The sequence below is a fragment of the Flavobacterium plurextorum genome (assembly GCF_002217395.1).
Taxonomy (GTDB): Bacteria; Bacteroidota; Bacteroidia; order Flavobacteriales; family Flavobacteriaceae; genus Flavobacterium; species Flavobacterium plurextorum.
In genome coordinates this window covers 1-19,317 of the sequence record NZ_MUHD01000055.1, presented here as the reverse complement: position 1 = coordinate 19,317, position 19,317 = coordinate 1, and the positions used below count along the sequence as shown (strand labels likewise).

19 protein-coding genes are annotated in these 19,317 nt (G+C 31.5%); 11 read left to right on the top strand and 8 right to left on the bottom strand.

Annotation, left to right across the window (positions count from 1 at the left end; translation table 11 throughout):
- Positions 1-147 precede the first annotated feature (147 nt).
- A complete protein-coding gene (locus B0A81_RS21245) occupies positions 148-831 on the bottom strand; it encodes a DUF4294 domain-containing protein (protein WP_089059874.1) in 684 nt (227 codons plus the stop codon).
- Between the two features lie 81 nt (positions 832-912).
- On the opposite strand from B0A81_RS21245, the gene B0A81_RS21240 reads away from it, so the two are divergent.
- The 7 genes from B0A81_RS21240 to B0A81_RS21210 all read left to right on the top strand — a co-directional run bounded on the left by B0A81_RS21240 (position 913) and on the right by B0A81_RS21210 (position 10,991).
- A complete protein-coding gene (locus B0A81_RS21240) occupies positions 913-2,001 on the top strand; it encodes a M42 family metallopeptidase (RefSeq protein ID WP_089059873.1) in 1,089 nt (362 codons plus the stop codon).
- Between the two features lie 69 nt (positions 2,002-2,070).
- The gene (locus B0A81_RS21235) at positions 2,071-2,751 is read left to right on the top strand and encodes a response regulator transcription factor (protein WP_089059872.1); all 681 of its coding nucleotides are present in this window, start codon (positions 2,071-2,073) and stop codon (positions 2,749-2,751) included.
- Positions 2,748-4,106 carry a sensor histidine kinase gene (locus tag B0A81_RS21230; RefSeq protein WP_089059871.1) on the top strand — a complete coding sequence of 453 codons (1,359 nt, stop codon included), beginning with the start codon at positions 2,748-2,750 and terminating at the stop codon, positions 4,104-4,106. The genes B0A81_RS21235 and B0A81_RS21230 overlap by 4 nt, the downstream gene beginning before the upstream one ends.
- A gap of 87 nt (positions 4,107-4,193) precedes the next feature.
- Complete coding sequence (locus B0A81_RS21225; RefSeq protein WP_089059870.1) at positions 4,194-5,441, top strand: TolC family protein; 1,248 nt, start codon at positions 4,194-4,196, stop codon at positions 5,439-5,441.
- 12 nt (positions 5,442-5,453) lie between these two features.
- Positions 5,454-6,539 carry an efflux RND transporter periplasmic adaptor subunit gene (locus B0A81_RS21220; protein WP_089059869.1) on the top strand — a complete coding sequence of 362 codons (1,086 nt, stop codon included), beginning with the start codon at positions 5,454-5,456 and terminating at the stop codon, positions 6,537-6,539.
- A gap of 4 nt (positions 6,540-6,543) precedes the next feature.
- Positions 6,544-7,809: a carbohydrate porin gene (locus B0A81_RS21215; RefSeq protein WP_089059868.1), complete on the top strand. Its 1,266-nt coding sequence runs from the start codon at positions 6,544-6,546 to the stop codon at positions 7,807-7,809.
- 83 nt (positions 7,810-7,892) lie between these two features.
- The gene (locus B0A81_RS21210; protein ID WP_089059867.1) at positions 7,893-10,991 is read left to right on the top strand and encodes an efflux RND transporter permease subunit; all 3,099 of its coding nucleotides are present in this window, start codon (positions 7,893-7,895) and stop codon (positions 10,989-10,991) included.
- A 159-nt stretch (positions 10,992-11,150) separates the two neighbouring features.
- Here the strand turns inward: B0A81_RS21210 and B0A81_RS21205 are convergent, their stop codons facing one another.
- Positions 11,151-11,534, bottom strand: a complete 384-nt coding sequence (locus B0A81_RS21205) for an ankyrin repeat domain-containing protein (RefSeq protein ID WP_089059866.1) — start codon at positions 11,532-11,534, stop codon at positions 11,151-11,153.
- 348 nt (positions 11,535-11,882) lie between these two features.
- Between B0A81_RS21205 and B0A81_RS21200 the strand changes: the two genes are divergently transcribed.
- Positions 11,883-12,425, top strand: coding sequence for an SRPBCC family protein (locus tag B0A81_RS21200; protein ID WP_089059865.1), 543 nt, complete (start codon positions 11,883-11,885; stop codon positions 12,423-12,425).
- A 130-nt stretch (positions 12,426-12,555) separates the two neighbouring features.
- Here B0A81_RS21200 and B0A81_RS21195 read toward each other — a convergent pair whose 3' ends face one another.
- The 6 genes from B0A81_RS21195 to B0A81_RS21170 form a co-directional block, all read right to left on the bottom strand.
- Complete coding sequence (locus B0A81_RS21195) at positions 12,556-13,509, bottom strand: phosphoribosylaminoimidazolesuccinocarboxamide synthase (protein ID WP_089059864.1); 954 nt, start codon at positions 13,507-13,509, stop codon at positions 12,556-12,558.
- Between the two features lie 170 nt (positions 13,510-13,679).
- Positions 13,680-14,267, bottom strand: a complete 588-nt coding sequence (locus B0A81_RS21190; protein WP_089059863.1) for a DUF502 domain-containing protein — start codon at positions 14,265-14,267, stop codon at positions 13,680-13,682.
- 108 nt (positions 14,268-14,375) lie between these two features.
- Positions 14,376-15,206, bottom strand: coding sequence for a Cof-type HAD-IIB family hydrolase (locus B0A81_RS21185; RefSeq protein WP_089059862.1), 831 nt, complete (start codon positions 15,204-15,206; stop codon positions 14,376-14,378).
- A gap of 139 nt (positions 15,207-15,345) precedes the next feature.
- Positions 15,346-15,708: a DUF1801 domain-containing protein gene (locus tag B0A81_RS21180; RefSeq protein ID WP_089059861.1), complete on the bottom strand. Its 363-nt coding sequence runs from the start codon at positions 15,706-15,708 to the stop codon at positions 15,346-15,348.
- Positions 15,709-15,710: 2 nt separating this feature from the next.
- On the bottom strand, positions 15,711-16,043 hold the full coding sequence (locus B0A81_RS21175; RefSeq protein WP_089059860.1) for a hypothetical protein: 333 nt from the start codon (positions 16,041-16,043) through the stop codon (positions 15,711-15,713).
- A gap of 128 nt (positions 16,044-16,171) precedes the next feature.
- Positions 16,172-17,122, bottom strand: a complete 951-nt coding sequence (locus tag B0A81_RS21170) for a PhoH family protein (protein ID WP_089055972.1) — start codon at positions 17,120-17,122, stop codon at positions 16,172-16,174.
- Positions 17,123-17,401: 279 nt separating this feature from the next.
- On the opposite strand from B0A81_RS21170, the gene B0A81_RS21165 reads away from it, so the two are divergent.
- The 3 genes from B0A81_RS21165 to B0A81_RS21155 all read left to right on the top strand — a co-directional run bounded on the left by B0A81_RS21165 (position 17,402) and on the right by B0A81_RS21155 (position 19,183).
- Positions 17,402-18,232, top strand: coding sequence for an SAM hydrolase/SAM-dependent halogenase family protein (locus B0A81_RS21165; RefSeq protein WP_089059859.1), 831 nt, complete (start codon positions 17,402-17,404; stop codon positions 18,230-18,232).
- Positions 18,233-18,255: 23 nt separating this feature from the next.
- A complete protein-coding gene (locus tag B0A81_RS21160) occupies positions 18,256-18,750 on the top strand; it encodes a hypothetical protein (protein WP_089059858.1) in 495 nt (164 codons plus the stop codon).
- Positions 18,751-18,886: 136 nt separating this feature from the next.
- Positions 18,887-19,183 (top strand): putative quinol monooxygenase, encoded by a 297-nt coding sequence (locus B0A81_RS21155; protein WP_089059857.1) that lies wholly within the window; start codon positions 18,887-18,889, stop codon positions 19,181-19,183.
- Positions 19,184-19,317 lie beyond the last annotated feature (134 nt).

Here is a 19,317-nt window from a genome sequence, read left to right as displayed (position 1 = left end):
TTATAGTACAGCAGCATTTTCAATTTACAAAACACAACACTACACCTTACTTATATATAATAGCAATCTTATACATATATATGTATAAAAAACAAACCCGACAGATTCTGAGAATCTATCGGGTTATTACAACTATATATTATAGCATTACTTTTTATTGATTGCTTTTGCTTTCGCTTCCCAATGCTCCATCAAATTATCATAATCTACAGGATTAGCAGGAGTTTGATTCAGTAAACGTCCAGATTCAAAAGCACGAACCAGAATTGTTTCGATTAGATAGTCTTCATTTACTTCATATGGCTTATACTCGGTTTTCAGACTTATATCGAATAAATTCGCTGTTGTATTCGACACAAACGCTTTGAAACCGCTTTTTAAAGTTTTTATTAGTTCATATGTTGTTATTCCTGTTTGGCGATGAATCAATTTTACAAGAATCTGACCTTGCTTTCTAGACAACTTCTTTAACCTGTCTTCAAACTCATTATTAAGATAATCCTCAACGATCTTGAAATACTTTTTCTTTTCGCGATTACTATTCAATCGCGCCATACCTTTATTTAATGCAGTCAGCCTATCTGAAGCTAATTTTGCATATGGGTAAACTTTATAAACTCTATTCTGAAGAATCTGAAATTGCTTTTGTTCTTCGGGGCTTAATTTTTGACCTTTTGAAACAATAATTTCAGGCAGTTGTATTGTGTCGTTAAGAATAGAATCTTTCTCGGTTAATATATAACCTATTTCCTGATTTTCTTTCGGAGTAACTTGTGCAATACTGGAAAACGAAATCATTAATAAAAATAAAATACTGCAGGTAAATCTCATAGAGTCTTAATTTAAATGTAAAATTATATATTTATACACAACTCTAATACCAAATTTATAAATTAGCGCAAAAATATTTTTATGAGTACAAAATCTATCTTAAATGATACCTCTCTTTCTTTCTTAGAAAGTTATCTAAATAATGCTTCTCCGACGGGTTACGAAAGTGAAGGACAAAAACTTTGGATGAATTATTTAAAACCATATGTTGACACTTTTATAACTGATACATACGGCACAGCTGTTGGAGTTATTAATCCTGACGCTCCTTTTAAAGTTGTCATTGAAGGACATGCTGATGAAATTTCATGGTATGTAAATTACATTACTGATGATGGTTTATTATATGTTATTAGAAACGGCGGCTCTGATCATCAAATCGCACCATCGAAAAGAGTTAACATTCATACTAAAAAAGGAATTGTAAAAGGTGTTTTTGGCTGGCCGGCAATTCATACACGTTTACGAGACAAGGAAGAAGTTCCAAAATTAAGCAACATTTTTATCGACTTAGGCTGTGAAACAAAAGAAGAAGTCGAAGCAATGGGCGTACATGTTGGCTGCGTAATAACGTATCCTGACGAATTTATGATTCTGAACGAAAATAAATTCGTTTGTAGAGCAATCGACAATAGAATGGGTGGTTTTATGATCGCCGAAGTTGCTCGTTTATTGCATGAAAACAAAAAGACACTTCCTTTTGGACTGTATATTGTAAATTCTGTTCAGGAAGAAATTGGTTTACGCGGTGCTGAAATGATTGCTCAGACTATTAAACCAAATGTTGCAATTGTAACTGATGTTTGCCATGATACTACTACTCCAATGATTGATAAAAAAGTTGAAGGAGATCTAAAAATGGGGAAAGGTCCTGTTATTGCCTACGCTCCGGCAGTTCAAAATAAATTACGTGATTTAATTGTTGATACGGCGGAGGAATGTAAAATTCCTTTTCAACGTCATGCAACTTCAAGAGCTACAGGAACGGATACTGATGCATTTGCATATAGTAACGGCGGTGTAGCATCTGCATTAATCTCGTTGCCTTTACGTTATATGCATACAACTGTAGAAATGGTGCACAGAGAAGATGTAGAAAATGTAATTCAGCTGATTTACGCTTCAATATTGAAGATTGAAAACAATGAAACTTTTTCTTATTTTAAATAAGAGAGTCTACTAAAGTGTCAATTTGGCTGCTTTAAGAACAGCCAAATTGACTAATACTTAAAAAATACCATGAAAATTTTACTACTCGAAGACGATTTTACTTTATCTAAAGAGATTTCAGCATTTTTCGCCACAAAAAAAATCGAGTGTTTTCCATTCTACGACGGGACTTTGCTCCTTAAAAAATACTTTCCTTACGAATATGATTTAATCATTTTAGATATAAATGTTCCAGGAACAAATGGAATTGAGGTTTGCAAAGGTATTCGAGAGGTTGATAAAAAAATACCAATAATAATGCTTACAGCATTTAGTGAAATCGAAGATAAGCTAGCTTCTTTTGACAATGGTGCTGATGATTATCTAGTAAAACCTTTTCATTTTGAAGAATTGTACGCGAGAATTTCCTCTTTATTAAGACGAAAAGAAATTCCACAGCAAACAGAACAAAGAATTCTTGTTGAAGATTTAGAAATTCAAGAAGAAGAAATGAAAGTATTTCGCGCTGGAGAAGAAATTAAGCTGACTCCTAAAGAATTTAATCTGATACTAATTTTAGCTCATGCTAAAGGAAAAGTGCTGTCAAAACAATTTATTGCCGAAAAACTATGGGATTATCATATAGAAACGAATCAAAACACGATTGAAGTTTACATCAATTTTCTTCGTAAGAAAATCGATAAGGATCATGAAGTAAAACTTATTCGAACTAAAATTGGCTACGGATATTATTTAAGCAATCAAGAATGACTTTAAAAAACAGAATATCACTTTTAGTAAGCTTGCTGTTTACAATCCTTTTTGGATTGGCTTCAACTGTGATATTTGTTTTATATTCTAACTTTAGAAAAGAAGAATTTAGAGATCGCTTAGAAATTAAAGCGCTTTCGAACATTAAGTTATTGGTCAATGTTAAAGAAGTTGATGATCAGCTTTTAAAAATGATCGATCAAAATTCTATAAATAAACTGTATGACGAAAAGACACTGGTATTTGATTCGCAATTTAAACTCATTTACAGCAGTATTGATGACGCTAAAATTAATTGGTCTGTCGATGATTTAAAATACCTTAAAAAACATAAAACCTTCTTTAAACAACAAGGAGACTACGAAGTATACGGCGTTTTCTATGATACTAAAGATAAAGATTTTTATGCTCTAATATCAGCAACAGATGATTACGGCAAACGTAAATTACTTTTTTTACGATATACCTTAGTTATATCTTATATCTTCTTTACTTGTCTTTGCTGGGTACTAACCTCTTTTATGGTTAAAAAAGCAATGAATCCGTTAGGTTTATTTCATCAAAAAATAAAAAACATCAACGAGAACAATCTCGATACTCGTATAAAATCAAAAAGTAATAAAAACGAAATTGATCTAATTGCCAATGAATTTAATTTCATGATGGATCGAATTGAAGTTTCTTATCAAAAACAAAAAGAGTTCACTGCACACGCATCGCATGAGCTCAGGACTCCGTTATCTAGAATTACATCTCAAATAGAAAATGTAGTTGCAGATCCTAAAACAACTCCTGAAAACAAAAGCTTCTTAAAAACAATTTTATCAGATGTAAATCAACTGACAGAGTTAATTACTTCATTACTTACTCTTTCTAAAATTGATGTCAAAAATCAGGAAAATAGTGAAACTCATCGCTTAGATGAAATTTTGTTTTCGGCAATTGAAAATCTAAATAAAAGCTTCCCTGACTTTGTTATTCTTTTTGAAATGGAAGAAAGCGAAAACTTAGATTCTGCTCTTGAAATTAAAGGAAATAAAAACCTTTTAGAGATTGCGATAAGTAATGTTTTAAAAAATGCCTGCGTTTATTCGGATAACAAACAGGCAAAAGTAAAAATAAGTACAGAAAACGATTCTCTAGTTATTTCGATTTCAAACACTGGAAAAACGCTGACGGAGAATGAGCAGAACAATCTTTTTCAACCCTTCATGCGCGGGGAAAATTCAAAGGGAACAACAGGATTTGGACTTGGTTTACGCATTGTAAACCGTATCTTAAACCTACACCAATCAAGCATAACTTACAGTGTTACAAACGAAAACACAAATTTATTTCAATTATTTTTTCATTAGTAATTTATTTTAAGGTATTTTTAAGGTAGATTTTAAGGTGTCTTAAAGTCTACTGATAGCATATTTGTATAAAATAAATTTGATACAATGAAAAAACTATATGCATTGCTGTTACTTGCATTCTTCAATCAAGTAATTGTGGCTCAGAAAACAGTTACTCTTCAAGACTGTGAAAGCCAATTTCTTAAAAAGAACCTTTTTTTATTGGCATCTCAATATAATATCGATGCCTCGAAAGCACTGACCATTCAGGCAAAAATTTGGGACAATCCAACTATTACAGCCGAATTAAACGCTTATAATCCTGAAAGGAATCAGTATTTTGATATAGGAAAAGATGGTCAAAAAGCATTTGGTATAGAACAGCTGATTTACTTAGGCGGGAAAAAACGCAACGAAGTAAAACTGGCAAAAACTAATGAACAATTAGCAGAACTTCAATTCAATGATTTGCTGCGGACATTAAAGCTGCAGCTCCGAAAAAGTTTCTATACAGTTTATTACAATACAAAAAGTCTTGAAACTACAGATAATCAGCTTGCACATATTGAAGACTTAATCAATTCATATTCTGTACAAGTACAAAAAGGAAATATTGCACTAAAAGATCTTGTTCGTTTACAATCACTTTATTTAAACTTCAAGAATGAGAGAATGGAAGTTGTAAATAATAGTATTGAAGAGCAGGCGAACTTAAAACTGTTATTAAATGAAACAGAAACAATAATTCCAAATGTTTCAAAAGATGATTTCAATAAATACTTAAAAACGATACCATTTGATTTAAAATCTTTTCAAGATGAAGCAATTGCAAATCGTCCTGATTATTTAGCACAGCAAAAGGAAATCGAAGCAAATGAATTAAACGTAAAATGGCAAAAATCGCTTTCTATACCTGACATCACTTTGGGTGCAAACTATGATCAACGAAGCGGCGCTTTTGAAAAAGAAGCAAATCTATCAATTGGAATTCCACTCCCGCTTTGGAACAAAAACAAAGGAAACATTAAATACGCGCAAACCATTCTAGCACAGTCAAAAGTAGAAAAACAAAATTTTGATTTACAACTGCAAACTGAAATTACATCTGCTTGGAATAAATGGAATGAATCTAGAAAAAATTATACGGTGATTAAACCTACAGTTAACTCCGATTTTGAAGCAGTTTACAACGGAATTTTAGCCAATTTCCAAAAAAGAAATATCAGCTTATTAGAGTTTACCGATTTTATGGAAAGCTACAATCAAGCAAATATTCAGGTTAACGAATTGAAGAAAAAACTAGCCTTATCTGGAGAAGAATTAAACAGTACAATCAACAAGGATTTATTCTAAAACTAAATAATAATGAAACATACACTAATTATAGGAATTGCAATTGTAAGTTTAATGCTGACAAGCTGCAAAAAGGAAGTAGAAAATCCTCAAACAAATTCTTCATTTGCACTAAGTGACAGCATGCTTAAAACTACAAGTACTGCAACTGCAACAACTCAAATTGTAAAAAATGAATTAAGCTTTTATGGAAAAATCACCGCCGACAATAATAAAATGATAGACGTCTACCCGCTTGTTGGCGGTAATGTAATCAAAGTTAATGTAGAACTTGGTGACTATGTACATAAAGGACAAGTTTTAGCTATTATAAAAAGTACTGATGTAGCTGATTTTGAAAAGCAATCTATAGATGCTAAAAGCGATTTACTAGTTGCAAAAAACAATTTAAAGGTGGCACAAGAATTATTTGACGGGAAATTAAACTCTGAAAGCGATGTACTTCAAGCAAAATCAGAAGTTAACAAAGCGCAGTCACAATTAAGTAAAATCCAAGAAACTTATAAAATCTACAACATAAAAGCAGGTTCAATTTACGAAGTAACAGCTCCAATTAGTGGGTTTATTATTCAAAAAAGCATCAATCAAGATATGCTTTTAAGATCTGACCGCTCTGAGAACATTTTCGACATTGCAGAAATTAGTGAAGTTTGGGCAATGGCAAATATCAACGAGATCGATATTAATAAAGTAAAATTAGGTATCGATGCCAGTGTAACAACTTTAAGTTATCCTGATAAAGTTTTTAAGGGTAAAGTAGATAAAATATTCAATGTAATTGATCCACAGACTAAGGCAATGCAAGCACGAATAAAACTTCAAAATCCAGGGTTTTTACTAAAACCTGATATGAATGCAAACATAAAATTATCTTTCAATGAAGATAAATCTATGATAGCAATTCCAAGCGATGCCATTGTTTTTGATAAAAGTAAAAACTTTGTAATGATATTCAAGGATCGTCATAATATTGAAACTAGACAAGTAGATGTTTTTAGAGTTGTAGGAGATATAACTTACATTTCAAAAGGTCTGAAAGAGAATGAAAAAGTCATTACTAATAATCAATTGTTTATTTATCGTGCACTAAACGATTAATGAAATGGGAAAATCTGTAGACATATTGAGCTTCGCAACATTGCTTATTTCAGCATTTTCATTTTCACAAGAAACAGATTCGATTCGAAAATATAGTCTGAAATTTCAAATGACATCAATATATCAATATCATCCAGATTTTCACGCCGATTATTCAGGAACAAATAGTATGAATCCAAAAGAAGAGAGTGCTTTATCTTTAACATCAACTTTATATTTTGATCTTCCGTTATGGAAAGGCGCTACGGCAACTTTTAATCCAGAAATGTCTGGAGGACAAGGTTTATCGCAAGCTAGAGGATTAGGCGGCTTTCCAAACGGTGAAACTTTTAGAATTGGAGATACTAAACCCGTTGTTTATGTAGCTAGAATGCTTTTAGAACAAAAGTTTCAGTTCAAAAACAACAAATCCCTGCAATTGGTTTTTGGAAAGTTTGGACTAGCAGATTATTTCGATAACAATATCTATTCGCATGATCCTAGAACTCAATTTTTAAACTGGTCACTTATGACTCATGGTGCTTGGGATTATGCAGCGAACACTCGAGGATATACAGATGGATTATATGCCAATTATCAATTTGACAGCTGGCAGATAAGAGCTTCTTTAAGTGCGTTGCCAACCTACGCTAATGGACCAAATGTTGAATTTAATTTTAAAGATTCAAATGCTGTAAACATAGAACTTGAGAAACAAATCGTTTTTAAAAATAATGATACAAGTACCATTAAATTATTAGGATTTAGAAATGTAGCAGGAATGGGGAATTATAATGAAGCTAATTCAAATTTTACAACAATACCTGATATTAAAAGTACCAGAAAAAATGGGCGAACGAAATACGGAATCGGTTTAAACATGGATTATACTCATGGAGATAACTGGGGACTTTTTGCCAGAATGAGTTATAATGACGGTAAAAATGAAACTTGGGCATTTACCGAAATCGATAAGTCGGCACAACTAGGTATTAACTTAAAAGGAAAAATGTGGAACCGACCTGATGATTTTGCGGGTATTGCGATAGTTGCTAATGGATTATCTAATCCGCATGAAGAATATCAAAAACTTGGAGGTAATGGATTTATGATTGGTGACGGAACTTTGAACTACGGAATTGAACAGATTATTGAAGTTTTCTACTCTTTTTTAATTCCTAATACTCATATAACTCTTTCGCCAGATTATCAATTTGCAATGAATCCAGCTTATAATAAAGACAGAGGTCCTGTTCAATTTTTAGCATTACGTTTTCATACCGAGTTCTAAATTATAGAATAAAAACATTTATGCTTAAAATGAAAGCATCATAATTAAAAAATAAAAATCCATCATTAAAAATACTTTTTAAAATGAACAAATTCATAAGAAATATTATTGCTTTTTCCCTTAAGAACAAAGCATTTACCTTTTTTTGGGTGGGAGTACTAGCCGTTGCAGGATTTATTTCCTTCAAGAACATGCCAATTGATGCTTTTCCTGATGTGACCAATACACAGATTATCATCATCACACAGTGGAATGGAAAAAGCGCCGAAGAAGTTGAACGTTTTGTTACTTCTCCAATCGAAATTTCAATGAACTCGGTACAGAAAAAAACTAGTGTCCGAAGTATTACAATGTTTGGTTTATCTGTTATCAAAATTATTTTTGATGATGGTGTTGATGATACTTTTGCTCGTTTTCAAGTAAACAATCTGCTTAAAAATGTAAAACTTCCAGATGATGTTGAGCCAGATGTTCAACCTCCATATGGACCAACCGGAGAAATTTTTAGATATATTGTAAAAAGCGACAGCAGAGACAGCCGTGAATTATTAACCTACCAAAACTGGGTAATTGATAAACAATTGCGTGCAGTTCCAGGTGTTGCCGATTTAAATGTTTTTGGAGGTCAAGATAAAACGTATGAAGTTGGTGTTGATCCTATAAAACTTGCCAAATACAACATTACACCGCTTCAGGTTTACAATGCTGTAAATGCAGGAAACTTGAATGTTGGAGGTGATATTATTGAAAAAAACGGACAAGCTTTTGTTGTTCGAGGTGTTGGTTTACTAAAATCAATTTCTGATATCGAAAACATAATTGTTGACGATGCTGGAGGAAATCCTATTTTGGTAAAAAATGTTGCATCAGTTTACGAAAGTGCGATGCCTAGAGTTGGTCAAACTGGTATTGGCAAAAATGATGATGCTGTTGAAGGTATTGTGGTAATGCGAAAAGGCGAAAATGCACAAGAAACATTAGCATTAATTAAAGATAAAATAAAGGATTTAAATGAAAATGTACTTCCTAAAGATATAAAGATAGAAACTTTCTATGATCGTGATAATTTAATGAATTTCACTACCGAAACGGTAATGCATAATTTATTTGAAGGAATCATTCTCGTTACTTGTGTTGTGTTTCTTTTTATGGCCGACTGGCGAACAACTTTTACAGTTTCAATTGTAATTCCGCTTTCCCTATTATTTGCCTTTTTATGTCTAAAAATGATGGGAATGAGTGCCAATCTTCTGAGTTTGGGAGCGGTCGATTTCGGGATAATTATTGATGGTGCGGTGGTAATGGTTGAGGGATTGTTTGTAGTGTTAGACCACCGTGCGCATCAATTAGGAATGACAGCGTATAATAAAATTGCAAAAGGAAGTATTATTAAGAAAACGGGAACTGAAATGGGTAAAGCCATCTTTTTCTCCAAATTAATAATTATTACAGCTTTACTTCCAATATTCTCTTTCCAGAAAGTAGAAGGAAAAATGTTCTCTCCCCTAGCCTATACTTTAGGTTTTGCTTTAATGGGCGCATTACTTTTCACGCTGACTTTAGTTCCTGTATTATCTCATATTCTACTGAACAAAAATGTAAAAGAAAAGAATAATCCGTTTGTGAACTTTTGGGATAGAATTGTAGGTAAAGGATTTGCATGGACATTTAAACATAAAGTAAAAACAATAGTTATCTCACTAGGAATTATTGCAGCCACATTTTTTTCAGCTACTTTTTTAGGAACTGAATTTCTACCTCAATTAAATGAGGGTGCTTTATGGGTAACTGCCGAATTACCAATGAGTACATCATTACCCGAAAGTGTGAAAACTGCCGCAATGATTCGAAAAGATTTAGAAACCTTTCCTGAAGTTAAAAAAGTACTGTCACAAACTGGTCGAAGTAATGACGGAACAGACCCTAACGGTTTTGGATTTATTCAGCTTCAAGTTGATTTAAAACCAAAAGCAGAATGGAAACGAAAAATAACGATGGACGATTTAATTAATGAAATGGATGAAAAGTTAAAAGTTCACCAAGGAATTACCTATAATTATTCGCAGCCTGTTATTGACAATGTCGCAGAATCTGTTGCAGGATTTAAAGCTTCAAATGCGGTGAAAATTTATGGAGATGATTTAGATAAACTTGACGAACTTTCTAATCAGGTTTTAGCAAAAATTAAAGACATTCCAGGAATCAAAGATGTTGGAATCCTGCGAAATGTAGGTCAGCCAGAAATAAGTGTAGTTTTAGATCGTGAAAAAATGGCGGCTTACGGAGTAACTTTAAGCGATGCCCAAGCTGTTTTAGAATTAGCTTTTGGAGGAAAAACGGCAACAGAAAAATATGAAGACGAAAAGAAATTTGACGTTAGAGTTCGTTTTTCTAAAGAATATCGTAAAGACGAAGAAGACTTGGCCGAATTAAAAGTTCCAACTATAAACGGCGTAAAAATTCCGCTGAAAGAAATCTGTGATATTAAAACCATTACAGGACCTGCGTTTATCTATAGAGACAATACAAAGCGTTTTATAGGAGTAAAATTTTCTGTTCGAGATCGAGATTTAGGAAGTACAATTGCAGAAGCACAAAAGAAAGTAGCCGAAGTAAAAATGCCCACAGGTTATACAACTGGCTGGACAGGCGAATTTGAAAATCAAGTTCGTGCAAGTGCACGTTTAGCGCAGGTTGTCCCAATAAGTTTAATTGGAATTTTCGTTCTGTTGTTTATTTTGTTTGGAAATCTTAAAGACTCACTGCTTGTATTAGCAAATGTTCCCTTTGCCGTAATTGGAGGAATTATCGCTTTGCATATTACAGGTATGAATTTCGGAATTTCTGCTGGAGTTGGATTTATTGCCTTACTCGGAATCTGTATTCAGAATGGCGTTATTTTAATATCTGAATTTCATCATAATATCAAGGCAAAATTCTCGCTCGAAGAGTCCATTTTTAGAGGAGTAAAAGCACGAACAAGAGCAGTAATTATGACAGCATTAATGGCATCAATTGGTTTAATGCCGGCCGCAATCTCAACTGGAATTGGATCTGAATCTCAAAAACCGCTTGCGATTGTAATTATTGGAGGATTAGTTACTGCAACAATTTTAACATTGTTAGTCTTCCCTATTCTATTCTGGATTTTCAATCGCAGAAAACATGCGCCCATTGAATAACGTTTTTTAAATTAATTAGTGGTTAATTAAATAGGTTCGAAAAGAAAAAGCATCATTTTTAATGATGCTTTTTTGATTTCTATACAAAAAAAAACGACCTCTTGCTCAGGAAGGTCGTTTTTACTAACTCAAACTCTTTTAAACTTTTAGAATAAATGCTTATTTTGCATCTTTCAAAATAGCGATAGCATCTGCCGCATTTGATAATTCAGCATACTTTAATGCAGTATATCCTTTATCATTTTTTTCGTTTACACGAGCTCCATTTGCTAATAAAACTTTCATGATTTCAACTTTGTTATAACGTGCTGCAATCATTAATGGTGTCATATCTTCTGGTGATTTTTGATTTACATCTGCACCATATTCGATAAATTTTTTAACGGTTTCCAAATCACCTTTGCCAACTGCAACGGTTAATGGAGTCATGTGGTAAGTTGAAAATTCGATGTTTTCTTTCACAACTGATTTGTGGTTTGATGCCATAGCGACATTTCCAAAAGCTATTAAAGCTGCTCCTAAATAAATTACTGATTTTTTCATGATGATTGTTGTTAATTGATTGATAATGATGATTTTTAAATTCTATGTAAATGTAAGTATTTTTGTGTATTATGTATTACAAGGTAATATGTTTTAACAAATTACTAACATTCACTTAATGAAAGGCTTATAAATTTAATCTAATTGTTATTAAACTTTTTCGCCTATACTTATATAGACGCAGAGATTACAAAAATGTTACAGTAAAAATGAAATTTTATAAAAAAAATCTTCAAAAAAAATTAAACGCATTAAAAAACAGCGCTTTACTTTTATAACTTTACAATCATTAATGCGAAATATTTAACTAATTTTCAAAAAAGTAATTAACCATCTAAACCAAAGATTATGGGACTTATCAAAAAAATTCTGGTTATCTTAATTTTAGTTTTTTCTATTGTACTAATTGCGGCCTACTTTATGCCAAAAACTTATGCGGTCGAAAGAGAAATTACCATCAACAAACCTGTTGATTCCGTTTTTAATTATGTGAAATATCTAAAAAATCAAAACCAGTTTAGCGTCTGGGCAAACATTGACCCAAAAATGAAATCAACTTTTAAAGGTGTTGATGGAACTGTTGGTGCGATTTCAGCATGGGAAAGTAAAGTTAAAGAAGTTGGTATTGGAGAACAGGAAATAACCAAAATTACTCCAAACTCACGTCTTGATTTTGCACTTCGCTTTAAAGAGCCAATGAATGACACCGCCAATGGTTTTATGTCAACCGAAAGTTTGGCAGGAAACCAAACAAAAGTAAAATGGGGAGTCAACGGTGTTATTCCTTTTCCTATGAATATAATGCTGCCAATGATGAAAATGGATCAAATGATTGGAAACGATCTTCAAAAAGGTCTTGAAAATTTAAAAGACCAAATGGAACAAAAATAAAATCTCAATTTGATTTCATAGAAATCAATTCTATCAAAATATAAAAAATGCCTTGCGATTATATAAATCAGCAAGGCATTTTTATTTATAAAAAGTATTCGGTTTAAAAATAAAATAAAACCCTTTACTATTATTTATTACTTAGGTAATCTAATACATTTTTATTAATACGCTGATCAATATTATCAATATCAGCTTTAACGAATTTTTCGCCTAAAATATTCTCATATAACTCAATATATCTTTCAGAAACTGATGCAATATATGCCTCATTCATATCAGGAATCTGTTGTCCTTCCTGTCCTTGAAAACCATTTTCAATCAACCAGCGGCGAACAAACTCTTTAGATAATTGTTTTTGCTCCTCCCCTTTATCTTGTCTTTCCTGATATCCTTCAGCATAGAAATAGCGAGAAGAATCTGGAGTATGAATTTCATCAATTAAAACAATAACACCATCTTTTGTTTTTCCGAATTCGTATTTTGTATCTACTAAAATCAAACCACGAGAAGCAGCAATTTCAGTTCCTCTTTGAAATAAAGCTCTTGTATATTTTTCTAAAACCAAATAATCCTCTTCAGAAACAATTCCTTTTGATAAAATATCTTCACGAGAAATATCTTCATCATGAGAACCGTTATCCGCTTTTGTAGTTGGTGTAATAATTGGCTCAGGAAATTTGTCATTTTCTTTCAAACCTTCCGCCATAGTTACGCCGCAAATTTGTCTTCTTCCTGCAGCATATTCACGTGCAGCATGACCAGAAACATAACCACGAATAACCATTTCAACTTTAAAAGGTTCGCATAAATGTCCAACAGCTACATTTGGATCTGGAGTTGCAATTAACCAATTTGGAACAATATCTGCAGTAAGCTCCATAAATTTTGTAGCAATTTGATTCAAAATTTGACCTTTGTACGGAATCCCTTTTGGTAAAACCACATCAAATGCCGAAAGTCTATCGGTTGCTACCATTACTAAAAGCTCATCATTTATATTATAAACTTCCCTAACTTTTCCGCGGTAAACTGATTTCTGATTCGGAAAATTAAAATTTGTGGTTGTGATTGTATTACTCATTATCCTTAGTTGTATTGTTTTTTATGAATGCAAATTTAAAATTATTTCAGAGAGTTACACCATCAAAAGAAAGAGATAAATCAATAAATGCAATAAAATTTACTTTTTGAGAAATCTCAATAAAAAATCCCTGAACAAATATTCAGGGATTTCATTTTTATTGAAAGTTGTTATTTAAAATTCAAAATTCCTTTTCCTAATGATTTTATAGAAGCATCAAGATTTCCCAGCGTAGTTTCAGACAGCTTTTTTACATGTTCTAAACTAACAATATATATTTGACCAATATCTTTAGATGGTGCAGTTGGAACAAAAACTACTGCATTCCCTTCTGCATTTTCTTCAATTAAATAAGCTGGCTGCCAGTAATCGCCATATTTCAATAAAATTGGCTGATTGGTACTTGCCTTTTTTACTTTTGATTTTAATTTTTCTTCTGCCAGTTTTTTATTCTTTTCATAACCGGGTAAAAAGATCATCAATTTATCATCAATCCAGTTTGTAAACTTTTTCAAATAAGTCAAGCGCATTAAATAACCGCTGAAATAAACCACAATCACTAAAAACAATCCGCCGATGACATCTCTGGCAACTGCACCAAAAATTAAATCTAATCGAAATAAATGGGCAAACTTTTCTCCATAATTTTGAAAAAAGCCCCAAACTTTCTGAAGAATTACAATAAAAACAATTAACGGAAGTAAAACTAATGCGCCAGAAATACAGTTTCGTTCAAGCTGTTTTAAAAAATCATTCATATTGACGAAGTTTTAAGTTAGAATTAAATGAAAGCGAAAAAATTACGTTTCCATAAAATTAAAAATTAATTATCAATCAATATCTTTTTAGCGTTAATTTATTAGCTGTTAACTTATTGCAAACTCTTTATCTAAAATTTTAGACGAAATATATCTCGCAACACCATCTTCAGCATTTGTTTTAATAACTTCTAAATCTGGCAAAGTTTCTTTTAATAAAGCTGGAGCATTTCCCATAATCAATCCTTTTCCCGCTGCAGCTAACATTTGTACATCATTAAAACCATCACCAAATGCAACAGCCTGATCTAAAGTAAAACCTTCTTTTTCTAGAACTTTTTCGATTGCAACTGCTTTATCTACAGACTTATCCATAAACTCTAAACATGTTGGCAAGCTAAATGCATGATGAAGATTATCTGAAGAATTAGCCAAAACTGCATCTTTTAACGCCACTAATTTTTCGTGATTGTCACATGAAAAGAAAATTTTGATCGCGCTAAAATCTTCAAGAGTTTTATAATCAACTAATTCAGGACGATATTTCAATTCAGCCTGAAAAGCATTTAATCTTTCATTTACTCTATTGGTCTGCCAAACGTTTTCTTTGAATAAAACTACTGTAATTTCAGGATCAATTTCAACATTTAAGGCGGCTTTAACCACATCACTTTCTAAATCAAAAGCAAAAAGTTCTTCCTTTTCTGGCGAATGTATTCTAGCTCCATTTGAACTTACTAGATAAACAGGAACTTCAAGAGTTTCGATAATTGCCATTGCATCAAGATGATGACGCCCTGTAGCAACTACAATAAGATAATTTTGGTTGTGAAGTTCTTGAAAAATTGATTTCGTATAATCTGAAATTCGGTGTTGAGGATTGAGTAAAGTTCCATCTAAATCACTTACTACAACTTTTATATTTTTAAGATTTGCCATATTAATAATCAAATATTTATGATGTGCAAATTTACAGCTTTAAGCTCAGCTGAACAAAGTTTAAAAGGTTTTCAAGCCCAAAATAAAGCAAGTTTATTATTTATTTAACTATTTCCTTAAATAATACTTATTAAGCATTTTAAACTTTAATAATTCCAGATTTATATAAGTTTACAGCTCTTTGAATTACTGATTCAATCTGCTCCAAAGGCAAATCTTCATCAGAATTAAGCATCATAATTTTCATTCTTGATCGTTTTTCTTGAAGTAAAAAAGGTTCATCAAAATGTTTTCCTTCTACAATCCCAATATAAGGTTGATTGTTCTTTTTATGCTTCCATAAATAGCAGAACATTTTTCCTTTATAACAGAAAAAAGGCATTCCGTATTTTAAAACGTGAGTAACATCTTGGTCTTGTTTTAAGATGATTTCTTTTAATGCTAGAAATATCCCTTTTATGGGTTCTTCTTGGTTTAGGTAGAAATCGTCAAGTTGTTTCATCGCTAAATTGAACTTATTAAAATTGTAAGTGTAATAACTAATAAAGCTATAATAAAATAAACTTTATAATAGTTTTTAACATCTCTAAAATCATTAACATTTATAGTCTCTGTACTAGCAATAATATTTTTACTTAGTAAAATATTATCAATTCCTTCTTGATCTTTGCCAAGTAAAAAATATCTAATACTATTATCACTTAATGCTTGTGTTTCTATATCTATATAATATTTGATGTTTGATTTATTCAATTCACTCTCAAAGATTATTTTATCTTTTAACAAAACATAAAGTTTAAAATGATTTTGAAATTTAATATCAATAGAATTACTCATTTACTTCCCAATATTTATAAAAAAATATTCGTTTTGCACCTTTCAAAAAGAAATAAGCACAAAACGAATATTAATAAATGTTAAAACACACTTTACGATTTACATTTAACATTTCACAAAAATTAAACTTAATCGTGATTTTCTATTTGTTTGTAAGCGTCGATAACTTTTTTCACTAATCTGTGGCGAACGATATCTTTATCATCCAGATAAATAATTCCAATTCCGTCAATATCTTTCAGAACCAAAATCGCTTCTTTAAGACCAGAAATAGTGCGTCGTGGTAAATCGACCTGTCCAGGGTCTCCCGTAATCATAAACTTAGCGTTTTTTCCCATACGAGTCAAAAACATCTTCATTTGTGAGTGCGTCGTATTCTGCGCTTCGTCTAAAATTACAAAGGCATTATCAAGCGTTCGTCCGCGCATAAAAGCTAAAGGCGCAATCTGAATAATTCCTTTTAAAATGTAATCTTCGAGTTTTTCATTGGGTAACATATCGCGCAAAGCATCATAAAGCGGCTGCATGTAAGGATCTAGTTTTTCTTTCATGTCTCCGGGTAAAAAACCAAGATTTTCACCTGCTTCTACCGCCGGACGAGTTAAAATTATCCTTTTTACTTCTTTGTCTTTAAGTGCTTTTACCGCCATTGCGACACCCGTATACGTTTTACCTGTTCCTGCTGGACCAATGGCAAAAACCATATCATTTTTTTTGATCGTATCCACCAGCAATTGCTGATTTGGCGTCATGGCTTTGATTATTTTACCGCCAACTCCGTGAACTAATATTTTGTCATGATCGTATGCTTTTTTTTCATCCTGACCATCACTCATAATTACGCGCTCAATTACATTATCATCAATGTTGTTGTATCTAGTAAAATGAAGCATAAGCCTCTGAAATCTCTTTTCGAATTCATCTAAAACTTCTTTTTCGCCAAAGGCTTTCAAAGTGGTCCCTCGCGCTACGATTTTAAGCTTTGGGTAGTACTTTTTAATAATTTCAAGATGAGAATCCTGCGCGCCCCAAAAGTCTTTTGGAGCGATGTCTATTAGCTCGATAATTCTTTCGTTCAAAGGAGATAAATTTAAATTAAAAATAAATTTGTTTTGTAAATCTATTGCTGTCGGGTATTTTTTATGTTATGATTTTCAGCCGCATCTATACTTTTAAGTACCAATTAAAATAACTTTTTGTTAAAAGACTGAAAACTGAAACCGAAAATTGAAACTCTATATATTTTATTACAATTTGTCTTTTCTTTCTTTCAATTTGTTTTTACTATTCTTAGATTTGCATTTCTCAAATTTAATGAAAATTAGATTTAAATACTACCAATAGTTATAAACAAAATGATGTCAATAATTACCCTTACTACTGATTACGGCTTAAAAGACCACTTTGTTGGTTCGCTGAAGGGTAAAATTCTTTCAGAGCTTTCTGAGGCAAAAATCATTGACATTTCACACGATATTGATCCATTTAACACTGCCGAAGCAAGTTATATAATTGGAGCGTCGTATTTAAGCTTTCCAAAAGGCACCGTTCATTTGATTGGTGTTGATATTGAACGCAACAAAGAAAACCAGCATATAGCCATGCAATGGAACGATCATTTCTTTATTTGTGCTGATAACGGAATTTTAAGCATGCTTACGCAAAAAATCGTTCCGCAAAAAATTGTTGCTATTAATATTCATGATCGTTTCCCTACAGAATATACTGATTTAGACGTTTTTATACAAGTTGCCTGCCACATTGCAAAAGGCGGATTACTAAACGTTATTGGTAAAGAAATCCCTGCTGTTAAAGAAGTAACCGAATTACAGGCGATTGTATCTGCTGATGGAAATACGCTGAAAGGATATGTTATTTATATTGATCATTTTGGAAATGTGGTTACCAATATCTCAAAAAAACAATTTTTAGAAGTTTCACGAGGACGTCCATACGAAATCGTTATGAAACCAAAAAGCATCAAAACAATTCTGCCCAATTATTCAAATATTGCAACTTCAGACAAATATCCTATTAAAACCTATGAGGGCGAAAAACTAGCTATTTTTAATGAAGCAGGATTTCTCGAAATAGCCATTTTTAGAAGCAATCCATCCAAAGTAGGTTCTGCAAATAGTTTATTAGGATTGAATTATCGCGATGTAATTACCATTAAGTTTTTAAGTTAAAAACAATATTGATAATACAGTAAATGGATTCAATTAAAAAAAAATATATCATTAATAATTTAAAATGGCCAATTTCTCATTTTGGATATATTTCGAATTATTTTATATTATTCTTCCCCTATATTCTTATTTATTCAGGTTTAGAAGAATTTAATGAAGACAAATCTGCATTACTTTTAATCATTATTGGTATATTTTTTTTCATTTATATAATTTATAGAATCGAAAGTGAAAGAAAATTTAAAGAATTGAGTTTTAATAAAGATTTGTCTACTAGTGAAATTGGCAAGTTACTAGAATTAAAAAGTGGATGGAAATTAATCGCTAATTCTAGTACCAGTGGAATTATTAAGTTTAATACGAGTACTTCTTTTTTGGATCAAGGTCAAACCGTTACAATTATTAGAATAAAAAAAGAAAAAATACTCATTAATACTCAGCCGAATGGAAGGGCTGTATTTACTTTTTTTAAAGACATACTTAATTATAACCAAATTAAAAAAATATTGGCACAATAGATTTTAGAACAACAAAATATTTTTCTTCTTAAAAGGTATTTATCTCAAAAAGAACAATCTCTTTTGGTATTTTTGCCCACCTATAAGCTTTCATATTTTCAATCAATCTAAAAAACAACAATCTAAAATTGAATACATGTTTGTCAGAATAGTAAAAATGAGTTTTCATGAAGACAAAATCTCTGATTTTCTAGAGAATTTTGAATCTGTAAAAGACAAAATACGCAATGCGGAAGGAAATCGTTTTTTAGAATTGTATCAAGATAAAAACGATAAATGCATCTTTTTTACCTATAGTTATTGGGAAACAGAAAGCGATTTAGAAAATTATCGGCAATCTGAACTTTTTAGCAGTGTTTGGAGTTTTACAAAAAAACTATTCAATGCCAAACCAGAAGCTTGGAGCGTTGACAAAATTATGACTATAAATTAGTTTAAATTCGATTTTCAATTTTAAACTTACAATAATTTTAAAAAAAAGAATGGTTTTTCAAGTAGTATTTTCTATCTTGAAACCTGAAAAAATATTATAATTCAAGAATATAAAAATGAAGATATTCTCTAATC